The organism is Caulobacter sp. GW821-FHT12D05, assembly GCF_058807295.1.
In genome coordinates, this window is sequence record NZ_JBXAQO010000001.1 from 742,997 (window position 1) to 757,386 (window position 14,390).

Consider the following 14,390-nt stretch of genomic DNA (forward strand, 5'->3'; position numbering starts at 1 on the left):
AGCGCGCTCCCTATTCGACGTGCTGGTCGGGCAGGGCGTTGGTCGCCTTAGAGCCCCACAGCGCATAGAACAGCACGTAGATCTCGCAGGCCGCCGTCAGCAGGAACGAGGTCTGCAGGCCGAAGGTGTCGGCCAGCCAGCCCTGCACGATGACCAGCGCGCCGCCGGCGATGGCCATGATCAGCAGGCCCGAGCCTTCCTCGGTCAGCGGGCCCAGGCCCTTGATGCCCAGGGTGAAGATGGTCGGGAACATGATCGAGTGGAAGAAGCCCACCGCGATCAGCGACCACATGGCCACCGGGCCGTGGGCGAAGGTGGTGATCACCATCACGATAAAAGCCCCGATCGAGAAGGCGGCCAGCACGTGCTCGGCGGCGAAGCGGCGCATCAGCACGCTGCCCAGGAACCGACCGACCATCATGCCGCCCCACAGGATGGCCAGGTAGCGCGAGGCCTCCTCGTGGGTGATGTTGGCGATAGTGGGCTGCGAAACGAAGTTGATGAACAGGTTGGCCACCCCGATCTCTGCGATCAGGTAGATGAAGATGGCCGGCACGCCGAAGACCAGGTTGCGGTGTGACCACAACGACAGCTTCTTGCGCTCCTCGCGCGACGAACGCTGGGTGGCCTGGCCGATGGCCGGCAACTTCACGCGGCCCATGACCACGGCCAGCAGGATCAGCGCGATGGTCACCAGCACATAGGGCAGGATCACCGACTGCGCGTCGGCGTAACGTTCGGCCTGGGTGAGGACGACGTCGGTCCCGGCCGTGCCGCTCTTGGAGCGTCCCAGGATCAGATAGCCGGCGAACAGCGGCGCCAGGGTGGTGCCCAGCGAGTTGAAGGCCTGCACTAGGTTCAGCCGCGCCGAGCCGGTCTCAGGCGGTCCGATGACGGCGACATAAGGATTGGCCGCCACCTGCAGCAGGGTGATGCCGCTGGCGATCACGAACAGGGCGGTCAGCACCAGGCCGTACGACGCCAGCATCGCCGCCGGGACCATCATCGCCGCCCCGACCGCCATACCTAGCAGGCCGACGACGATGGCCTTCTGGTAGCCGATCCGCTCGATCAGCTTGGCCGACGGGATCGAGGCCACGAAATAGGCGATGAACCACACGGACTCGATCAGGGTCGTGCGGGTGTAGTCCAGCACAAACACGCTGCGCAGGTGCGGCAGCAGCGTGTTGTTGATGACCGTGATGAAGCCCCACATGAAGAACAGGCTGGCCAGCAGGCTCAGGGCCGAGCCGTAGCGTTGCTGCGGGGCGTCGGCGCTGGCCGTGGGCGGCGCGCTTTGCGGAATGGCGGGCATGGTTTCCTCTCCGTCGATGCGGGCTACGGCGGCTGGCGGCCGCTCTCGATCTATTGTCCGAGTATAGTCTCGCCGCCAAGCCGTCAACGCGCGAGCTTTAGTGTGTCCCATAAGCTGGGATCACCGGAAGCGACGCGGGTTATTGTAGGACAAAAATAAGCCTGCTACCAAAACGGCCAACGACTTTCAGGGGCGGCTTACAGCCCCGGCAGGAGGGAACCCCTATGGCGAAGGCCAAGATATTCCTGGGCGCGGCGATCGCGGCCCTGACGATGGCGGTGAGTGCGCAGGCCGCCGAACTGACGGCTTCGGCGACCTTGAAGGCCGACCAGCCGGGCGCGCCGATCTCGCGCTACATCTACGGCCAGTTCTCCGAACACCTGGGCGCGGGCATCTATGACGGCGTCTGGGTCGGGACCAATTCCAAGATCCCCAACGTCCGCGGCATCCGCACCGATGTCGTCACGGCGCTGAAGGACATCCATGTGCCGGTGATCCGCTGGCCGGGCGGCTGCTTCGCCGACGAGTATCGCTGGCGCGACGGCATCGGCCCGCGCGACAAGCGGCCCTCGCGCAAGAACAACTGGTGGGGTGGTTCGCCCGAGACCAACGCCTTCGGCACCCACGAATTCATGGACTTCGCCGAGCAGGTCGGCGCCGATCCATACGTCTCGATCAATGTCGGCTCGTCCAATCCGACCGAGATGCGCGAGTGGATCGAGTACATGATCTCGCCGGGCCAGGACACGCTGGCCCAGGAGCGCCGCGCCAACGGCCGCGACAAGCCGTTCAAGGTGCCCTTCATCGGCATCGGCAACGAGAGCTGGGGCTGCGGCGGCGAGATGACGCCGGAGTACTACGCCAACGAATACCGGCGCTTCTCGGCGTTCTTCCACAAGAACGACGACAATCCGGCCGTCCGGGTCGGCTCGGGCGCCAACTCGTTCGACGTCAACTGGACCGACGTCGTCACCAAGATCGCCGGCAAGCGGATGGATGCGATCTCGCTCCACTACTACACGATCCCGACCGGCGACTGGAAAACCAAGGGCGCGGCCACCGGCTTCGACAAGGCCGCCTGGGGCAAGACCATGGCCCAGACCCTGCGCATGGACGACCTGATCCAGAAGCACATGGCGGTCATGGACAAGAACGATCCGGCCAAGCGGATCGGCCTCTATGTCGACGAGTGGGGCACCTGGTACGACGTCGAGGCCGGCACCAATCCGGGCCATCTCTACCAGCTGAACACCCTGCGCGACGGCGTGCTGGCGGCGGCGAACTTCAACATCTTCCACCGCTATACCGAGCGCGTGAAGATGACCAACATCGCCCAGACCATCAACGTTCTGCAGGCGATGATCCTGACCCAGGGCGACAAGATCGTCCTGACCCCGACCTACTATGCCTACAAGATGTACGTGCCCTTCCAGGACTCGACGGCCATCCCGCTGGACGTGACCGCGCCCGAGATCGACGTGGCCGGCAGCAAGATCCCGGCCTTCAACGCCTCGGCCGCCAAGGGCAAGGACGGCAAGACCTATATCGCCATCGCCAACATGGCGCCGGACGACAGCCTGAAGCTCTCGGTGGCCCTTGGCGCGCTGAAGGCCAAGGCCGTGTCGGGCCTGGTGCTGACCGCCGACAAGATGGACGCCATGAACGCCTTCGGCGCCAAGCCCACTGTGGCGCCGGTCGCGTTCAAGGGCGCGAAACTGTCGGGCGACAAGCTGACGCTGGATATCCCGTCCAAGTCGGTTGTGGTCGTCGCTGTCGAATAGCCGCTTGCGGGAGCGCCGTCGCCGACGGCGCTCCCGTGATTTCATATTTGACCATCTAGTTCATATATGATGTCCATTGCTCCAGGCGCTCGACCAAAAGAGGCGCCGGAGGAAACATCCATGTCTCAAGGCTCGAGCCCGCGTACGGGCTGGGCGCCGTTGGTGCTGATCGTCGCCCTGTTCTTCTTGTGGGGCGTCGCCAACAACCTCAACGACGTCCTGATTCCCCACCTGAAGAAGGCCTTCTTCCTGACCGACCTGCAGTCGGGTCTGGTGCAGTCGGCGTTCTATCTGGGCTACTTCTTCCTGGCCCTGCCGGCCGGTCTCTTGATGCGCCGCTATGGCTACAAGGCCGCGGTGATCGTGGGGCTGGTGCTGTTCGGGGCTGGGGCCTTGCTGTTCTGGCCGGCCGCCGAGCTGCGCCGCTACGAGTTCTTCCTCAGCGCCCTGTTCGTCATCGCCTCGGGCCTGGCGTTCCTGGAGACCTCGGCCAATCCGCTGATCACGGTGCTAGGCGACCCGGCCAAGGCCGAGCAGCGCCTGAACCTGGCTCAGGCCTTCAATCCGCTGGGCGCGATCACCGCCGTGGTCGTCGGGCGTCAGTTCATTCTCTCGGGCGTGGAGCCGACCAAGGCCGAATTCGCGGCCATGACCCCGGCCCAGCTGTCGGCGTTCCAAGCGGTCGAGGCCAAGTCCACCCAGCTTCCGTACCTGATCATCGCCGGCGTCGTGATCCTGTGGGTGGTGCTGGTGGCGATCACCAAGTTCCCGCCCCAGGCCAGCCGCCCGACTGAAGCGGACCAGCATGACGAGCGCGTCGACAAGCCGATCCTGGGCCTGTTTGCGCGCCCGCGCTTCCTGTTTGGCGTGGCGGCCCAGTTCTTCTATGTCGGCGCCCAGGTGGGCGTGTGGAGCTACATGATCCGCTACGCCCAGGACCAGGTGCCGGGCATGGGCGAGAAGACCGCCGCAGCCTATCTGTCCTGGTCGCTGGTCGGCTTCATGGCCGGGCGCTTCGCCGGCACGGCGCTGATGAGCAAGGTCGATCCCTCGCGCCTGATGGCGGTGTTCGCGGCGGCCAACGTCGGCCTGACCCTGGTCGCCGTCGCCATCGGCGGACATCTGGGCCTGCTGGCGCTGGCTTCGACCAGCTTCTTCATGTCGATCATGTTCCCAACCATCTTCGCCAGCTCGATCAAGGGGCTGGGGCCGCTGACCAAGACCGGCTCGTCCTTCCTGGTGATGAGCATCATCGGCGGGGCGGTCCTGACGGCGGTGATGGGGGCGATCTCGGACGCCAGCGCTATCCACTTCGCGATCCTGGTGCCGTGCGTCTGCTTCGCGGTTGTTGGTCTCTTCGGCCTGACCGCCAAGCGCCGTGAGGTCTCCGCGCACGACGCCGTGCTGGCCGGAGGTCACTGAGGATGATGGATGTGCTGGTCTGCGCCGCGCCGGGTGAGCTCAAGCTCGAGCAACGGCCCGCGCCGACGCCCGGTCCTGACGAGGTGCTGCTGCGCGTGCGCCGGGTCGGGATCTGCGGCACCGACATGCACATCTATCGCGGCACGCAGCCTTATCTCAGCTATCCGCGCGTCATGGGCCATGAGCTCTCTGGCGAGGTGGTCTCGGCGCCGGACGGCAGTGACCTCGCGCAAGGCGACCACGCCTATGTCATGCCCTACCTGTCGTGCGGGACGTGCGCGGCCTGCGCCAAGGGCAAGCTCAACTGCTGCATGAACATCCGCGTGCTGGGCGTGCACATGGATGGCGGGCTTTGCGAGTACCTGGCCGTGCCGGCCGGCTTCGTGCGCAAGGTCGAGGGCGTCTCCCTGGACGAGGCCGCCATGGTCGAGTTCCTGGCCATCGGCGCCCACGCCGTTCGCCGCGCCCGGATCGAGCCGGGCCAATCGGTGCTGGTGGTCGGGGCGGGGCCGATCGGCATCGCCGCGACCCTGTTCGCCAAGCTGGCCGGCGCGAACGTTACGGTGCTGGACGCGCGGGCTGATCGGCTGGTGTTCTGCCATCAGCATCTCGGCGCCGACCGCGTGGTGGGTCTCTCGGATGACACGCCGGCGCTGCTGTCCGAGATGACCGGCGGCGTCTTCTTCGACGTGGTGTTCGACGCGACCGGCAGCGCCGCGGCCATGCAGCAGGGCTTTGCCTATGTCGGCCACGGCGGGACCTATGTGCTGATCTCGGTCGTCGCGGCCGACATCACCTTCTCGGACCCCGAGTTCCACAAGCGCGAGATGTCGCTGTTGGCCAGCCGCAACGCCACGCTGGAGGACTTCGATCACGTACTGGCCGCGATCCGTGCGGGGCAGGTGCCGACGAAACAACTCAATACACACAGTGCTTTGCTGAAAGATCTTCCAGCAGCCTTGCCGGGCTGGATGGAGCCCTCGGCCGGCGTCATCAAGGCCATCGTCGCGTGCTGATCGACGCTCACTGCCATGTTTGGCGCATTGGCGAGAATGACCACGAATGGCCGACGCCGGACCTGCCGGCGATCCATCGCGACTTTAGTCTCAGAGATCTGAAGCAAGTTTCTAATTTTAATGATCTTTCTGGCGTCGTGCTCGTGCAATCGCAGCCGAGTGAACGCGACACGGTATGGCTGCTGAGCCTGGCTGCCGCAGACCCGCTGGCGTTGGGCGTTGTCGGCTGGACCGACCTGGCCGCATCTGATGCGCCAGAGCGGATCGCGGCCCTGGCGCGAGACCCGTGGCTGATGGGGTTGCGGCCGATGCTGCAGGACCTGGCCAGCGATTGGATTCTCGACCCGAAGCTGGCGCCCGCCATCGAGGCGATGATCGCGGCGGACCTGTCCTTCGACGCCCTGGTCAAGCCGCGCCACCTGCCGGCCATGCTGGACCTAGTCCGTCGCTGGCCGGAGCTGCGCGTCGTCATCGATCACGGCGCCAAGCCCGAGATCGTGGCAGGGCGCCTGGATCCCTGGCGCGAGCAGATGGCGGCGCTCGCCGAGCAACCCGGCGTCCATTGTAAGCTCTCAGGCCTGCTGACCGAAGCCGGCGACACACCGACCGCCGAGGTCGTCGCGCCCTTTGCCGCCCACCTGATCGAGGTCTTCGGACCCGACCGCCTGATGTGGGGCAGCGACTGGCCGGTGCTGAACCTGGCCGGCGACTATCCGTCCTGGCGCGCCATGTGCGAGGCCTGGGTTCCGCCGGAGCACCAAGCAGCGCTATTCGGCGAGACGGCGCGGCGATTCTATCGCTTATAGGAAGACATGTCCGACGTGCCCGCCAAGAAGCGAGAATACCGCGCGCCCGCCCTGGAGAAGGGCCTCGACGTGCTGGAACTGCTGGCCGCCCATCGCGGCGGCCTGACCCTGGCCCAGATCTCCAACGCCCTGGACCGCTCGTCCAGCGAGCTGTTTCGGATGGTCCAGGTGTTGGAGGCGCGCGGCTATGTCGGTCGCGCCGCCGACGAGGATGGCCTCGTCCTGACCAACAAGCTGTTCGCCCTGGGCATGACCCGCGCCCCGGCCAAGGATCTGCTGGAGGCCGCCCTGCCGGTCATGCGCGCGGTCGCCCAGAAGGTCGGCCAGTCGTGCCACCTGGCCGTGGCCAGCGGCGACCAGATGGTCGTCGTCGCCCGCATCGAGGCGCCGGGCGACCAGGGGTTCTCGGTCCGGGTCGGCTATCGCCGCCCGATCGTGGAGGCGACCTCGGGCCTGGTGCTCTACGCCTTCCAGCCGGACGGCATCCGCGCGCGCTGGGACGAGACGCTGAAGGGTGGGACCTCGGCCGCGACCTGGAAGGCCTTCCAGGCCAGCGCCGCCCAGGCTCGCAGCGACGGCCATGTCCGCGCCGACAGCTATGTCACCAAGGCCGTGGTCGACCTGTCGGTGCCCATCCATGGCCCGGACGGCGTGGCGGCGGCCCTGACCTGTCCTTATGTCGATACGCCGTCCGCCGTCCCCATGGCCGACACTGTCGCGGCCCTGCAGAAGGCCGCCGCCGAGATCACCAGCGAGATCCGGCCGACGGCCTAGGTGGGCGAGGTTTTCGGGCGGCCGTCGATTGACTTGCCGCGCCCGGAATGGAATTTTATCAGCAAGATCGATTTTATAAATAAACGGGATGGAAGCGCAGATGATGGACGACGCACAGCGGTCGGAAACCTTGGCGCGCCTGCCGCGCCTGGGGTTCGGCGGCGCGGCCGTCGGCAATCTTTACGCGCCCGTCTCGGACGCTGACGCGCATGCGGTGATCGACACCGCGCTGGCCGCCGGCATCGGCTATTTCGACACTGCCCCGCACTACGGCTTCGGCCTCAGCGAGACGCGCCTGGGCGAGGTTCTGGGCGGCCGAGATGTGATGATCTCGACCAAGGTCGGCCGTCGCCTTGAGCCGATCCAGACCGCCGAGCGCGAGCGCCACGGCTTCGTCGACGCCGCGCCGTTCGAGCCGGTGTTCGACTACACCCGCGACGGCGTCCTGCGGTCCTTCGAGGACAGCTTGCGCCGCCTGAAGCGCGACCGGGTCGATGTCCTGCTGGCCCACGACCTAGGTCGCGCAACCCATGGCGACGCCCATGCCCGCCATATGCGCGACTTCCTCGAAGGCGGCTACCAGGCCATGCGCGAGTTGAAGGACAGCGGCGTGGTCGGCGCGATCGGCCTGGGCGTCAACGAGCAGGCGGTCTGCGAGGAGATCCTGGACCACGCCGATGTCGACGTCTTCCTGCTGGCCGGCCGCTACACGCTGCTGGAGCAGACGGCGCTGGAGCACTTCCTACCGCGCTGTGTCTCGCGCGGCGTCGGCGTCATCGTCGGCGGTCCGTTCAACTCCGGCGCCTTGGTCGAGACCGGCGGGACGCTGCACTACAACTACGAGGCCGCGCCCCACGAGATCGTCGAGCGGGTAGAGCGCCTGCGCCGGGTCTGCGCCGCGCACGGCGTGCCGCTGGCCGCGGCGGCGCTGCAGTTCCCGCTGGCCCATCCGGCGGTGCTGAGCGTCATTCCAGGCATGTCGACGCCGGATCAGGTCGTCGACGCAACACGCTGGCTGGACATGACTATTCCGGACGCGCTCTGGTCCGATCTGAGAGGCGAGGGCTTGATCCGCACCGACGCCCCTGCCACGCGAGCCGCCGCATGAAGCCGATCCTGCTGCATCCCGACGACAACGTCCTGGTGCTGGCCGAACCGATCCAGGCGGGCCAGACGATCGAGATCGATGGTGCCGAACTGGTCGCGCCAGGTGACGTCGCGGTCGGCCACAAGATCGCCCGCCGCGCGCTGGTCGCTGGCGAGAAGATCCTGAAGTACGGCGCGCCGATCGGCTCGATGACCGCCGCAGCGGCGGCAGGCGAGCACGTCCACATGCACAACATGAAGAGCGACTACATCGCCAGCCATACTCGGCTGGCCACGGGTGAAAGCTGATGAGCATCCAGGGCTACCTGCGCGCCGACGGCCGCAAGGGCATCCGCAACGTCGTGGCCGTGGCCTATCTGGTCGAGTGCGCCCACCACGTCGCACGGACCATCGTCACCAAGAGCGACCACCCTGACGTCCACCTGATCGGCTTTCCGGGTTGCTATCCAAACGCTTACGCCCTGAAGGTCATGCAGGCGATTGGCACGCACCCCAACATCGGCGGCGTGCTGCTGATCTCGCTGGGCTGCGAGAGCTTCAACCGCGAGGCCCTGCGCGCGGCCATCGTCGCCAGCGGCCGCCCCGTGGAGACCCTGGTCATCCAGGAGAGCGGCGGCACCGCCGAGACCATCCGCAAGGGCGTCGAGGCCGTGGCGCGCCTGAAGGCGGTCGCTGACCAGACGTCGCGCGTTCCGATGGATGTCTCCGAGCTGGTCATCGGCACCATCTGCGGCGGTTCGGACGGCACCAGCGGCATCACCGCCAACCCCGCCGTTGGCCGGGCCTTCGACCGTCTGGGCGCGGCCGGGGCGGGCTGCGTGTTCGAGGAGACAGGCGAGTTGGTCGGCTGCGAGAAGATCATGGCCGACCGGGCCATCACCCCCGAGTTGGGCGCCGAACTGGAAGCCAGCGTCCGCAAGGCCGAGGCCTACTATACGGTCATGGGCTACGGCAGCTTCGCACCCGGCAACGCCGAAGGCGGCCTGACGACCCAGGAAGAAAAGTCGATGGGGGCCTATTCCAAGTCGGGCTCGGCCCCGATCGTCGGCATCCTCAAGCCCGGCGACCTGCCGCCCTCAGGCGGGCTCTACTTGCTGGACGTAGTGCCCGACGGCGAGGTGCGGTTCGGTTTTCCCAACATCTCCGACAATGCCGAGATCGTCGAACTGATCGCCTGCGGGGCCCACCTGACCCTGTTCACCACCGGGCGCGGCTCGGTCGTCGGCTCGGCCGTTTCGCCGGTGATCAAGGTCTGCGCCAACCCCGAGACCTACCGCAAGCTGACGGGCGACATGGATGTCGACGCCGGCCGGATCATGGAAGGTCGGGGCACGCTGGACGAGGTCGGCGACGAGATCTTCGACCTGGTTCTGGCCGTGGCCGGCGGCGAGCGGACGGCGTCCGAGGCGCTGGGCCACCAGGAATTCATCCTCACCTACAAGGCCTTCGACCCGATCGGTCCGGCCTGCCTGCCGCTGCGGCGCGCGAGTTAAGGGGCGTATCATGGGACGACTGACCGGAAAGACCGCGCTGGTAACGGCGGCGGCGCAGGGCATCGGCAAGGCCAGCGCCGAGCTGTTCGCCCGCGAAGGCGCACGGGTGATCGCGACAGATCTCAACGAAGAGCTTCTGGCCAAGGTCGAGGGCTGTGAAGGCCGCCGCCTGGACGTGCTGGACCTGGACGCCATCAACGCCCTGGCCGCCGAGCTGGGCGCGATCGACGTGCTGTTCAACTGCGCTGGCTATGTCCATGCCGGTACGATCCTGGACTGCGACGAGAAGGCCTGGGCGTTCTCGAACGACATCAACGTCACGGCCCAGTACCGCACCATCCGCGCCTTCCTGCCGGCCATGTTGGCGGCGGGCAAGGGCTCGATCGTCAACATGGCCTCGGTGGCCAGCTCGATCAAAGGCGTGCCCAACCGCTTTGCCTACGGGGCCACCAAAGCGGCTGTGATCGGCCTGACCAAGGCCGTGGCGGCCGACTTCGTGGGGCAGGGCGTGCGTTGCAACGCCATCTGCCCGGGCACGGTCGACACGCCGTCTCTGAACCAGCGCCTGGCAGACACCGGCGACTACGAAGCCGCCCACAAGGCCTTCACCGCCCGCCAGCCCATGGGCCGCCTCGGCAAGGCCGAGGAGCTTGCGCAACTGGCCCTGTACCTGGCCAGCGACGAGTCGAGTTTTACCACCGGCCAGATCCACATCATCGACGGCGGCTGGATCAACTGACATGCGCCAGTGCCTGGCCCTCGACCTCAAGGACGACCTGGCGCTGATCGAACGTTACGAGGCCTGGCATGCGCCAGGCGCCGTGCCGGCCGCCGTGATCGCCTCGATCCGCGCGGCCGATATCCGCGACATGCAGATCTGGCGGCTGGGAGCGCGCCTCTTCATGATCATGGAGACCGGCCCGGCCTTCTCGGCGCAGGCCAAGGCCACCGCCGACATGGCGTCGGAAGACGTCCAGGCCTGGGAGCGCCTGATGTGGGAATTCCAGCAGCCAGTGCCCGGCGCGCCCGACGGCGAGAAGTGGCTGGCGATGCGCCAGATCTTCGCCCTGGCCGACCAGCGCTAGCGGTATCGGTAGCGTAGCCCCAGCCGGAAATCCCGGCCCGTGCGGTGCTGGTAGTTGGGGATGCGGCTGCGGTCGATGAACTGGCGGGCGACCGCGTCGGTCAGGTTGGCCAGGTCGGCCGCCAAGGTCAGCTGTGGCGAGATCTTGTAGCGCACTGAGATGTCGACCGTGGTCAGGGCGTCGAAGCCCTCGGCGTCACCACCGGTCACGGCCGGAACCGCGCCCAGGTAACGACCGCGGTGGCTGACACCGGCCCGCGCGTCCAGGCGGCGGCCGTCATAGTTCAGCGCCAGATTGCCCACGAAGCGCGGCCCGCCCAGCGAGTCCTGGATCGTCTCCATCGCGCCGTTCGGCATCCGGTAGAGCACCTTGGAGCGCGTATAGGCCAGTGAGCCCTGCAGCCGCCAACGGGCCAGGGGCGAGCCCGGCGCGCCCAGCGGCGTCATGCCGGAGATCTCGATCCCGCTCAGTCGGCCCTTGCCGGTATTGGCGGGGCGCACGAACTGCCAGATCGGCAGGGCGGGATCGCATCCGGGCGTGCTGCCACACGCCTCGGCCGCGACGCTGTCGGGCAGGCCGTAGGGGTTGGTCGAGAACGGCGCCGGCGGGCTGTAGGTCTGCTGGATGATCGAGGCGATCGCCTTGTGATAGGCCGAAACCGTCACCGCGCCGCCGTTCGGCGCGTACCATTCCGCGCCCAGGTCGAAGGTCGTGGCGCGGGTGGGTGTCAGGTTCGGATCGCCGGCCGAGACGCTCTTGAGGCTGGGCGTCGAGATGGTGAAGCCGGGGCGCAGACTGCGCAGGTCCGGACGCACCATGACCCGCGCCGCGCCCATCCGCACGGTCAGGTCGTCGGCCGGCTCCCAGACAAGGTTGGCCGACGGCAGCAGGTCGACATAGCTGCGCTTGGCGCGGACCGGCTTCAACGTTCCGTCGGCCTGGACCTGCGAACCGCGGGCGTCCTGCGCGGTCCGCGCCAGGCGCAGGCCGACATCGCCCCACAGTCGGCCATCGTTCTGGCGGGGGCGCGAGAGCAGGACGTAGGCGGCGTCGTCGCGCTCGCCGATCGCGTAGTTGGTGGCCGCGGCGGGTTCGGGCCCCAGGTGGAAGGCGTCGCAGCCGGCCTGGGCGCAGGCCTGGCGCAGCAGAGCCAGGCCCCGGAAGATGTCCGGCGCCAGCCACTGGCTGGGCGGGTTCACCGCGCCGAACGAGGCGCCAGCGCCGACCATGCGCGCATAGTCACCGATCGGCACGCCTGCCAAGGCGGCCGGGATCAGGCCGTTCAGATTGGCGGTCGTGCCATCGGATCGCGACAGGCTGACGGCCTGTGTCCGGTAATCCTTGTGCAGCACGCCCGCGCGCCATTCCAAGCCGCGCGCCACGCCTTTCAGGTCCAGGCCCGCGGTCTTGTAGCTGTTGTCGACCCAGTTGGGATCGTCGCGGACCTCCGACAGCGTCCAGGCCGAGGGTTTGTCCAACACCGCGTCCCCGTAGCCGATGTACGGGCGCGAGGCGTCGCGGAAGTCGTAGACGAAGCCGTCCACGCCGTACTGGTCCATGTGCAGGGTGTTCTGCACGGGGTTGCTGAAGTCCGAGCGCGAAAAGCCCAGCAGCGCTGTGGCCTCGATCCCATAGGCCAGCTGGTGGGTCGCCAACAAGGTGGCCTGGCGGAAGATGGTGTCGAGCTCGTCGTAGCGGGACTCGGACTTCACATCGACGCCATCGAAGACGCCGGCCAGCAGGACGTCGGGGCCCTTGCCGGTGCGGATCACCGGATCGATCGCGGTCACCGCGTTCAGCCCACAGATCGGCGCTGCTGTCGGGCCGCAGGGGCCGGCGGTGCGGAAGGTGAAGCTTTCCAGCAGATATTCGTGCCGCCGGGCGCGCAGGCTGGCGTACAGCAGGTCCAGTGAGACGCGGGTGCGATCCGAGGGGCGCCAGTCCAGGGCGCCGGTCAGGCCCAGGCGCGACTGGTCGGCGGTCATCAGCTCCAGGCGCGGAATGCGGGCGTGTAGGGCGGCGTTGACCTGATCCAGGCTGGCGCTGCCTCGCGTTCCGCCGAAGCCGGGATACAGCGCATCGCCCGTCTGCCAGCCGCCGGCCGTGGTCCCGGCGTCGACGGCGTAGCGGCGCGAATAGGCGGCCGAGACCAGCACGCCCAGCCGGTCGTCGGCGAGGCGTCGCGACACCACGATCGAGCCGCGCGGGGCCAGGCGGTCGGCGCGGCTGTTCCAGCTCTGCTCGCCGTACAGCAAGACGCTCTTGTCACGCAGGTCGAAGGCCGAGCGGGTGCGGATGTCGACCGTGGCCCCCAGCGAGCCTTCGTCGACATCGGCGGTGGCGGTCTTCTGCACCTTGATCTGCCGGAAGAGGTCGGCGGCGAAGACGTTGTAGTCGAACGCCCGGCCGCGATTGGTGCCGCCGCCGACATTGGCGCCGCCGAAGGTCGCCAGGGTCTCCATGCCGTTGATGCGCACGCGGGTGAAGCGGCTGGCCGTGCCACGCAGGGCGATCTGACGGGTCTCACCGCCGTCGCTGACCGCCGCCGCGCCAGGCAGCTCCCGCAGGGCGTCGCCCAGGCTGATCGCGCCGGAGCGGGCGATCTCGTCCTCGGTCAGGATGTCGACGGGCGAGGGCGTACGGCGCTTGAGGTAGGCCGGCAGGTCGGCATTGGCGATGGCCGTGACGCTGACCGGCGCGACCTCGGCGGGCGGCTCATCATCGAACCGGTGCGGAACGGATGGGAGCGGGAGAGGGCGCTTGGTCGGTCGGATGGCCTGTGGCGCGGCGATGATCGTGACTACCCCGTCGGCGCCGATCACGAAGGTCAGTCGCGATCCTACCAGCAGGGTCGAGAGGGCCGTGGGCAGCGACAGGTTTCCGTGGAGGGCTGGCGCCTGTCGGCCGGCGACGAGGGCGGCCGGGGCCAGGACGACGACGCCGGTGCGCTCGGACACCGCCAGCAGGGCGCGGGCCAGGGGCTGGGCGGGTTGGTCGAAGGCATAGGTGGTCGGACTAGGCGCGGCCAGGGCCGGAACGGCGGCCAGGAGCGCGGCCAGAGCCGTCGCCAGTCCAAGCGTCTGGGGCGTTCTCATAGGGTGCGCGCAAGCGCGTGGGCGGCCCGATTACGCCAAACCACACACTCAACGATTCGACGCTTCGGCCGCTCCGCCCCGGACACCGCCACTCCCCGATTGTTCTCGGTATCCTTGTTGCCGGCGACGATGCGGGGGATCGTCGCGCCGATCAATGGCTTGTCGGACAATTGCGGCCAATCCCGAACTTTTTTGTGCGGATCGGCGGGCATGAAACGTTGTTGAAATCTAGTTTCGCGAGGGCAAGGAAAGTTCCGATATTTCTACAAGTTACCGGTAACTTTCCGCTTTTTCCAGTTCTCTGGGCATGCTTATCTCCATGACACCGGTGACAGAGATCCGGTGAGAACGGCCCCTGGATGGCCGCCAGTTGGGGAGGGAATGATGACTACGCCACAGCGCGCGCCGCGCCGTTCGGCCATCCGCGATTCCCTCTCCGCCCATCCCGAAATCACCGCCTCCAGCGTCCCGGGCCGACAGCGTTTTGTCGGCCGGA

12 protein-coding genes are annotated in these 14,390 nt (G+C 67.6%); 10 read left to right on the forward strand and 2 right to left on the reverse strand.

The window, feature by feature from the left end:
• Positions 1–10: 10 nt before the first annotated feature.
• Positions 11–1,315, reverse strand: a complete 1,305-nt coding sequence (locus AC1RRR_RS03135; protein ID WP_492810490.1) for a sugar MFS transporter — start codon at positions 1,313–1,315, stop codon at positions 11–13.
• Between the two features lie 224 nt (positions 1,316–1,539).
• Here AC1RRR_RS03135 and AC1RRR_RS03140 point away from each other — a divergent pair, with 224 nt between their 5' ends.
• The 10 genes from AC1RRR_RS03140 (at position 1,540) to AC1RRR_RS03185 (ending at position 10,799) form a co-directional block, all read left to right on the forward strand.
• Positions 1,540–3,096 (forward strand): alpha-N-arabinofuranosidase, encoded by a 1,557-nt coding sequence (locus AC1RRR_RS03140; RefSeq protein ID WP_492810491.1) that lies wholly within the window; start codon positions 1,540–1,542, stop codon positions 3,094–3,096.
• A 120-nt stretch (positions 3,097–3,216) separates the two neighbouring features.
• Positions 3,217–4,518 carry an L-fucose:H+ symporter permease gene (gene fucP, locus AC1RRR_RS03145; RefSeq protein WP_492810493.1) on the forward strand — a complete coding sequence of 434 codons (1,302 nt, stop codon included), beginning with the start codon at positions 3,217–3,219 and terminating at the stop codon, positions 4,516–4,518.
• A gap of 2 nt (positions 4,519–4,520) precedes the next feature.
• Positions 4,521–5,534 carry a zinc-binding alcohol dehydrogenase family protein gene (locus tag AC1RRR_RS03150; protein WP_492810494.1) on the forward strand — a complete coding sequence of 338 codons (1,014 nt, stop codon included), beginning with the start codon at positions 4,521–4,523 and terminating at the stop codon, positions 5,532–5,534.
• On the forward strand, positions 5,528–6,340 hold the full coding sequence (locus AC1RRR_RS03155) for an amidohydrolase family protein (protein ID WP_492810496.1): 813 nt from the start codon (positions 5,528–5,530) through the stop codon (positions 6,338–6,340). The genes AC1RRR_RS03150 and AC1RRR_RS03155 overlap by 7 nt, the downstream gene beginning before the upstream one ends.
• Before the next feature lie 6 nt (positions 6,341–6,346).
• Positions 6,347–7,114 (forward strand): IclR family transcriptional regulator, encoded by a 768-nt coding sequence (locus AC1RRR_RS03160; protein ID WP_492810497.1) that lies wholly within the window; start codon positions 6,347–6,349, stop codon positions 7,112–7,114.
• Positions 7,115–7,214: 100 nt separating this feature from the next.
• Positions 7,215–8,222, forward strand: coding sequence for an aldo/keto reductase (locus AC1RRR_RS03165; RefSeq protein WP_492810498.1), 1,008 nt, complete (start codon positions 7,215–7,217; stop codon positions 8,220–8,222).
• Positions 8,219–8,509: a UxaA family hydrolase gene (locus tag AC1RRR_RS03170; protein WP_492810500.1), complete on the forward strand. Its 291-nt coding sequence runs from the start codon at positions 8,219–8,221 to the stop codon at positions 8,507–8,509. The genes AC1RRR_RS03165 and AC1RRR_RS03170 overlap by 4 nt, the downstream gene beginning before the upstream one ends.
• Positions 8,509–9,714: a UxaA family hydrolase gene (locus tag AC1RRR_RS03175; protein ID WP_492810501.1), complete on the forward strand. Its 1,206-nt coding sequence runs from the start codon at positions 8,509–8,511 to the stop codon at positions 9,712–9,714. Before AC1RRR_RS03170 ends, AC1RRR_RS03175 begins: the two co-directional genes overlap by 1 nt.
• 10 nt (positions 9,715–9,724) lie before the next feature.
• Positions 9,725–10,453, forward strand: a complete 729-nt coding sequence (locus AC1RRR_RS03180; RefSeq protein ID WP_492810502.1) for an SDR family oxidoreductase — start codon at positions 9,725–9,727, stop codon at positions 10,451–10,453.
• Position 10,454: 1 nt separating this feature from the next.
• Positions 10,455–10,799, forward strand: coding sequence for an L-rhamnose mutarotase (locus AC1RRR_RS03185; RefSeq protein WP_492810504.1), 345 nt, complete (start codon positions 10,455–10,457; stop codon positions 10,797–10,799).
• Here AC1RRR_RS03185 and AC1RRR_RS03190 read toward each other — a convergent pair.
• Positions 10,796–13,894: a TonB-dependent receptor gene (locus AC1RRR_RS03190; RefSeq protein WP_492810505.1), complete on the reverse strand. Its 3,099-nt coding sequence runs from the start codon at positions 13,892–13,894 to the stop codon at positions 10,796–10,798. The genes AC1RRR_RS03185 and AC1RRR_RS03190 overlap by 4 nt on opposite strands.
• Between the last annotated feature and the right edge of the window lie 496 nt (positions 13,895–14,390).

Excerpts from the sequence above, each read along its gene's own strand:
- AC1RRR_RS03135 (WP_492810490.1), bottom strand. The coding sequence starts at position 1,315 with ATGCCCGCCATTCCGCAAAGCGCGCCGCCCACGGCCAGCGCCGACGCC.
- AC1RRR_RS03140 (WP_492810491.1), top strand. The coding sequence starts at position 1,540 with ATGGCGAAGGCCAAGATATTCCTGGGCGCGGCGATCGCGGCCCTGACG.
- fucP (WP_492810493.1), top strand. The coding sequence starts at position 3,217 with ATGTCTCAAGGCTCGAGCCCGCGTACGGGCTGGGCGCCGTTGGTGCTG.
- AC1RRR_RS03150 (WP_492810494.1), top strand. The coding sequence starts at position 4,521 with ATGATGGATGTGCTGGTCTGCGCCGCGCCGGGTGAGCTCAAGCTCGAG.
- AC1RRR_RS03160 (WP_492810497.1), top strand. The coding sequence starts at position 6,347 with ATGTCCGACGTGCCCGCCAAGAAGCGAGAATACCGCGCGCCCGCCCTG.
- AC1RRR_RS03165 (WP_492810498.1), top strand. The coding sequence starts at position 7,215 with ATGATGGACGACGCACAGCGGTCGGAAACCTTGGCGCGCCTGCCGCGC.
- AC1RRR_RS03170 (WP_492810500.1), top strand. The coding sequence starts at position 8,219 with ATGAAGCCGATCCTGCTGCATCCCGACGACAACGTCCTGGTGCTGGCC.
- AC1RRR_RS03175 (WP_492810501.1), top strand. The coding sequence starts at position 8,509 with ATGAGCATCCAGGGCTACCTGCGCGCCGACGGCCGCAAGGGCATCCGC.
- AC1RRR_RS03180 (WP_492810502.1), top strand. The coding sequence starts at position 9,725 with ATGGGACGACTGACCGGAAAGACCGCGCTGGTAACGGCGGCGGCGCAG.
- AC1RRR_RS03185 (WP_492810504.1), top strand. The coding sequence starts at position 10,455 with ATGCGCCAGTGCCTGGCCCTCGACCTCAAGGACGACCTGGCGCTGATC.
- AC1RRR_RS03190 (WP_492810505.1), bottom strand. The coding sequence starts at position 13,894 with ATGAGAACGCCCCAGACGCTTGGACTGGCGACGGCTCTGGCCGCGCTC.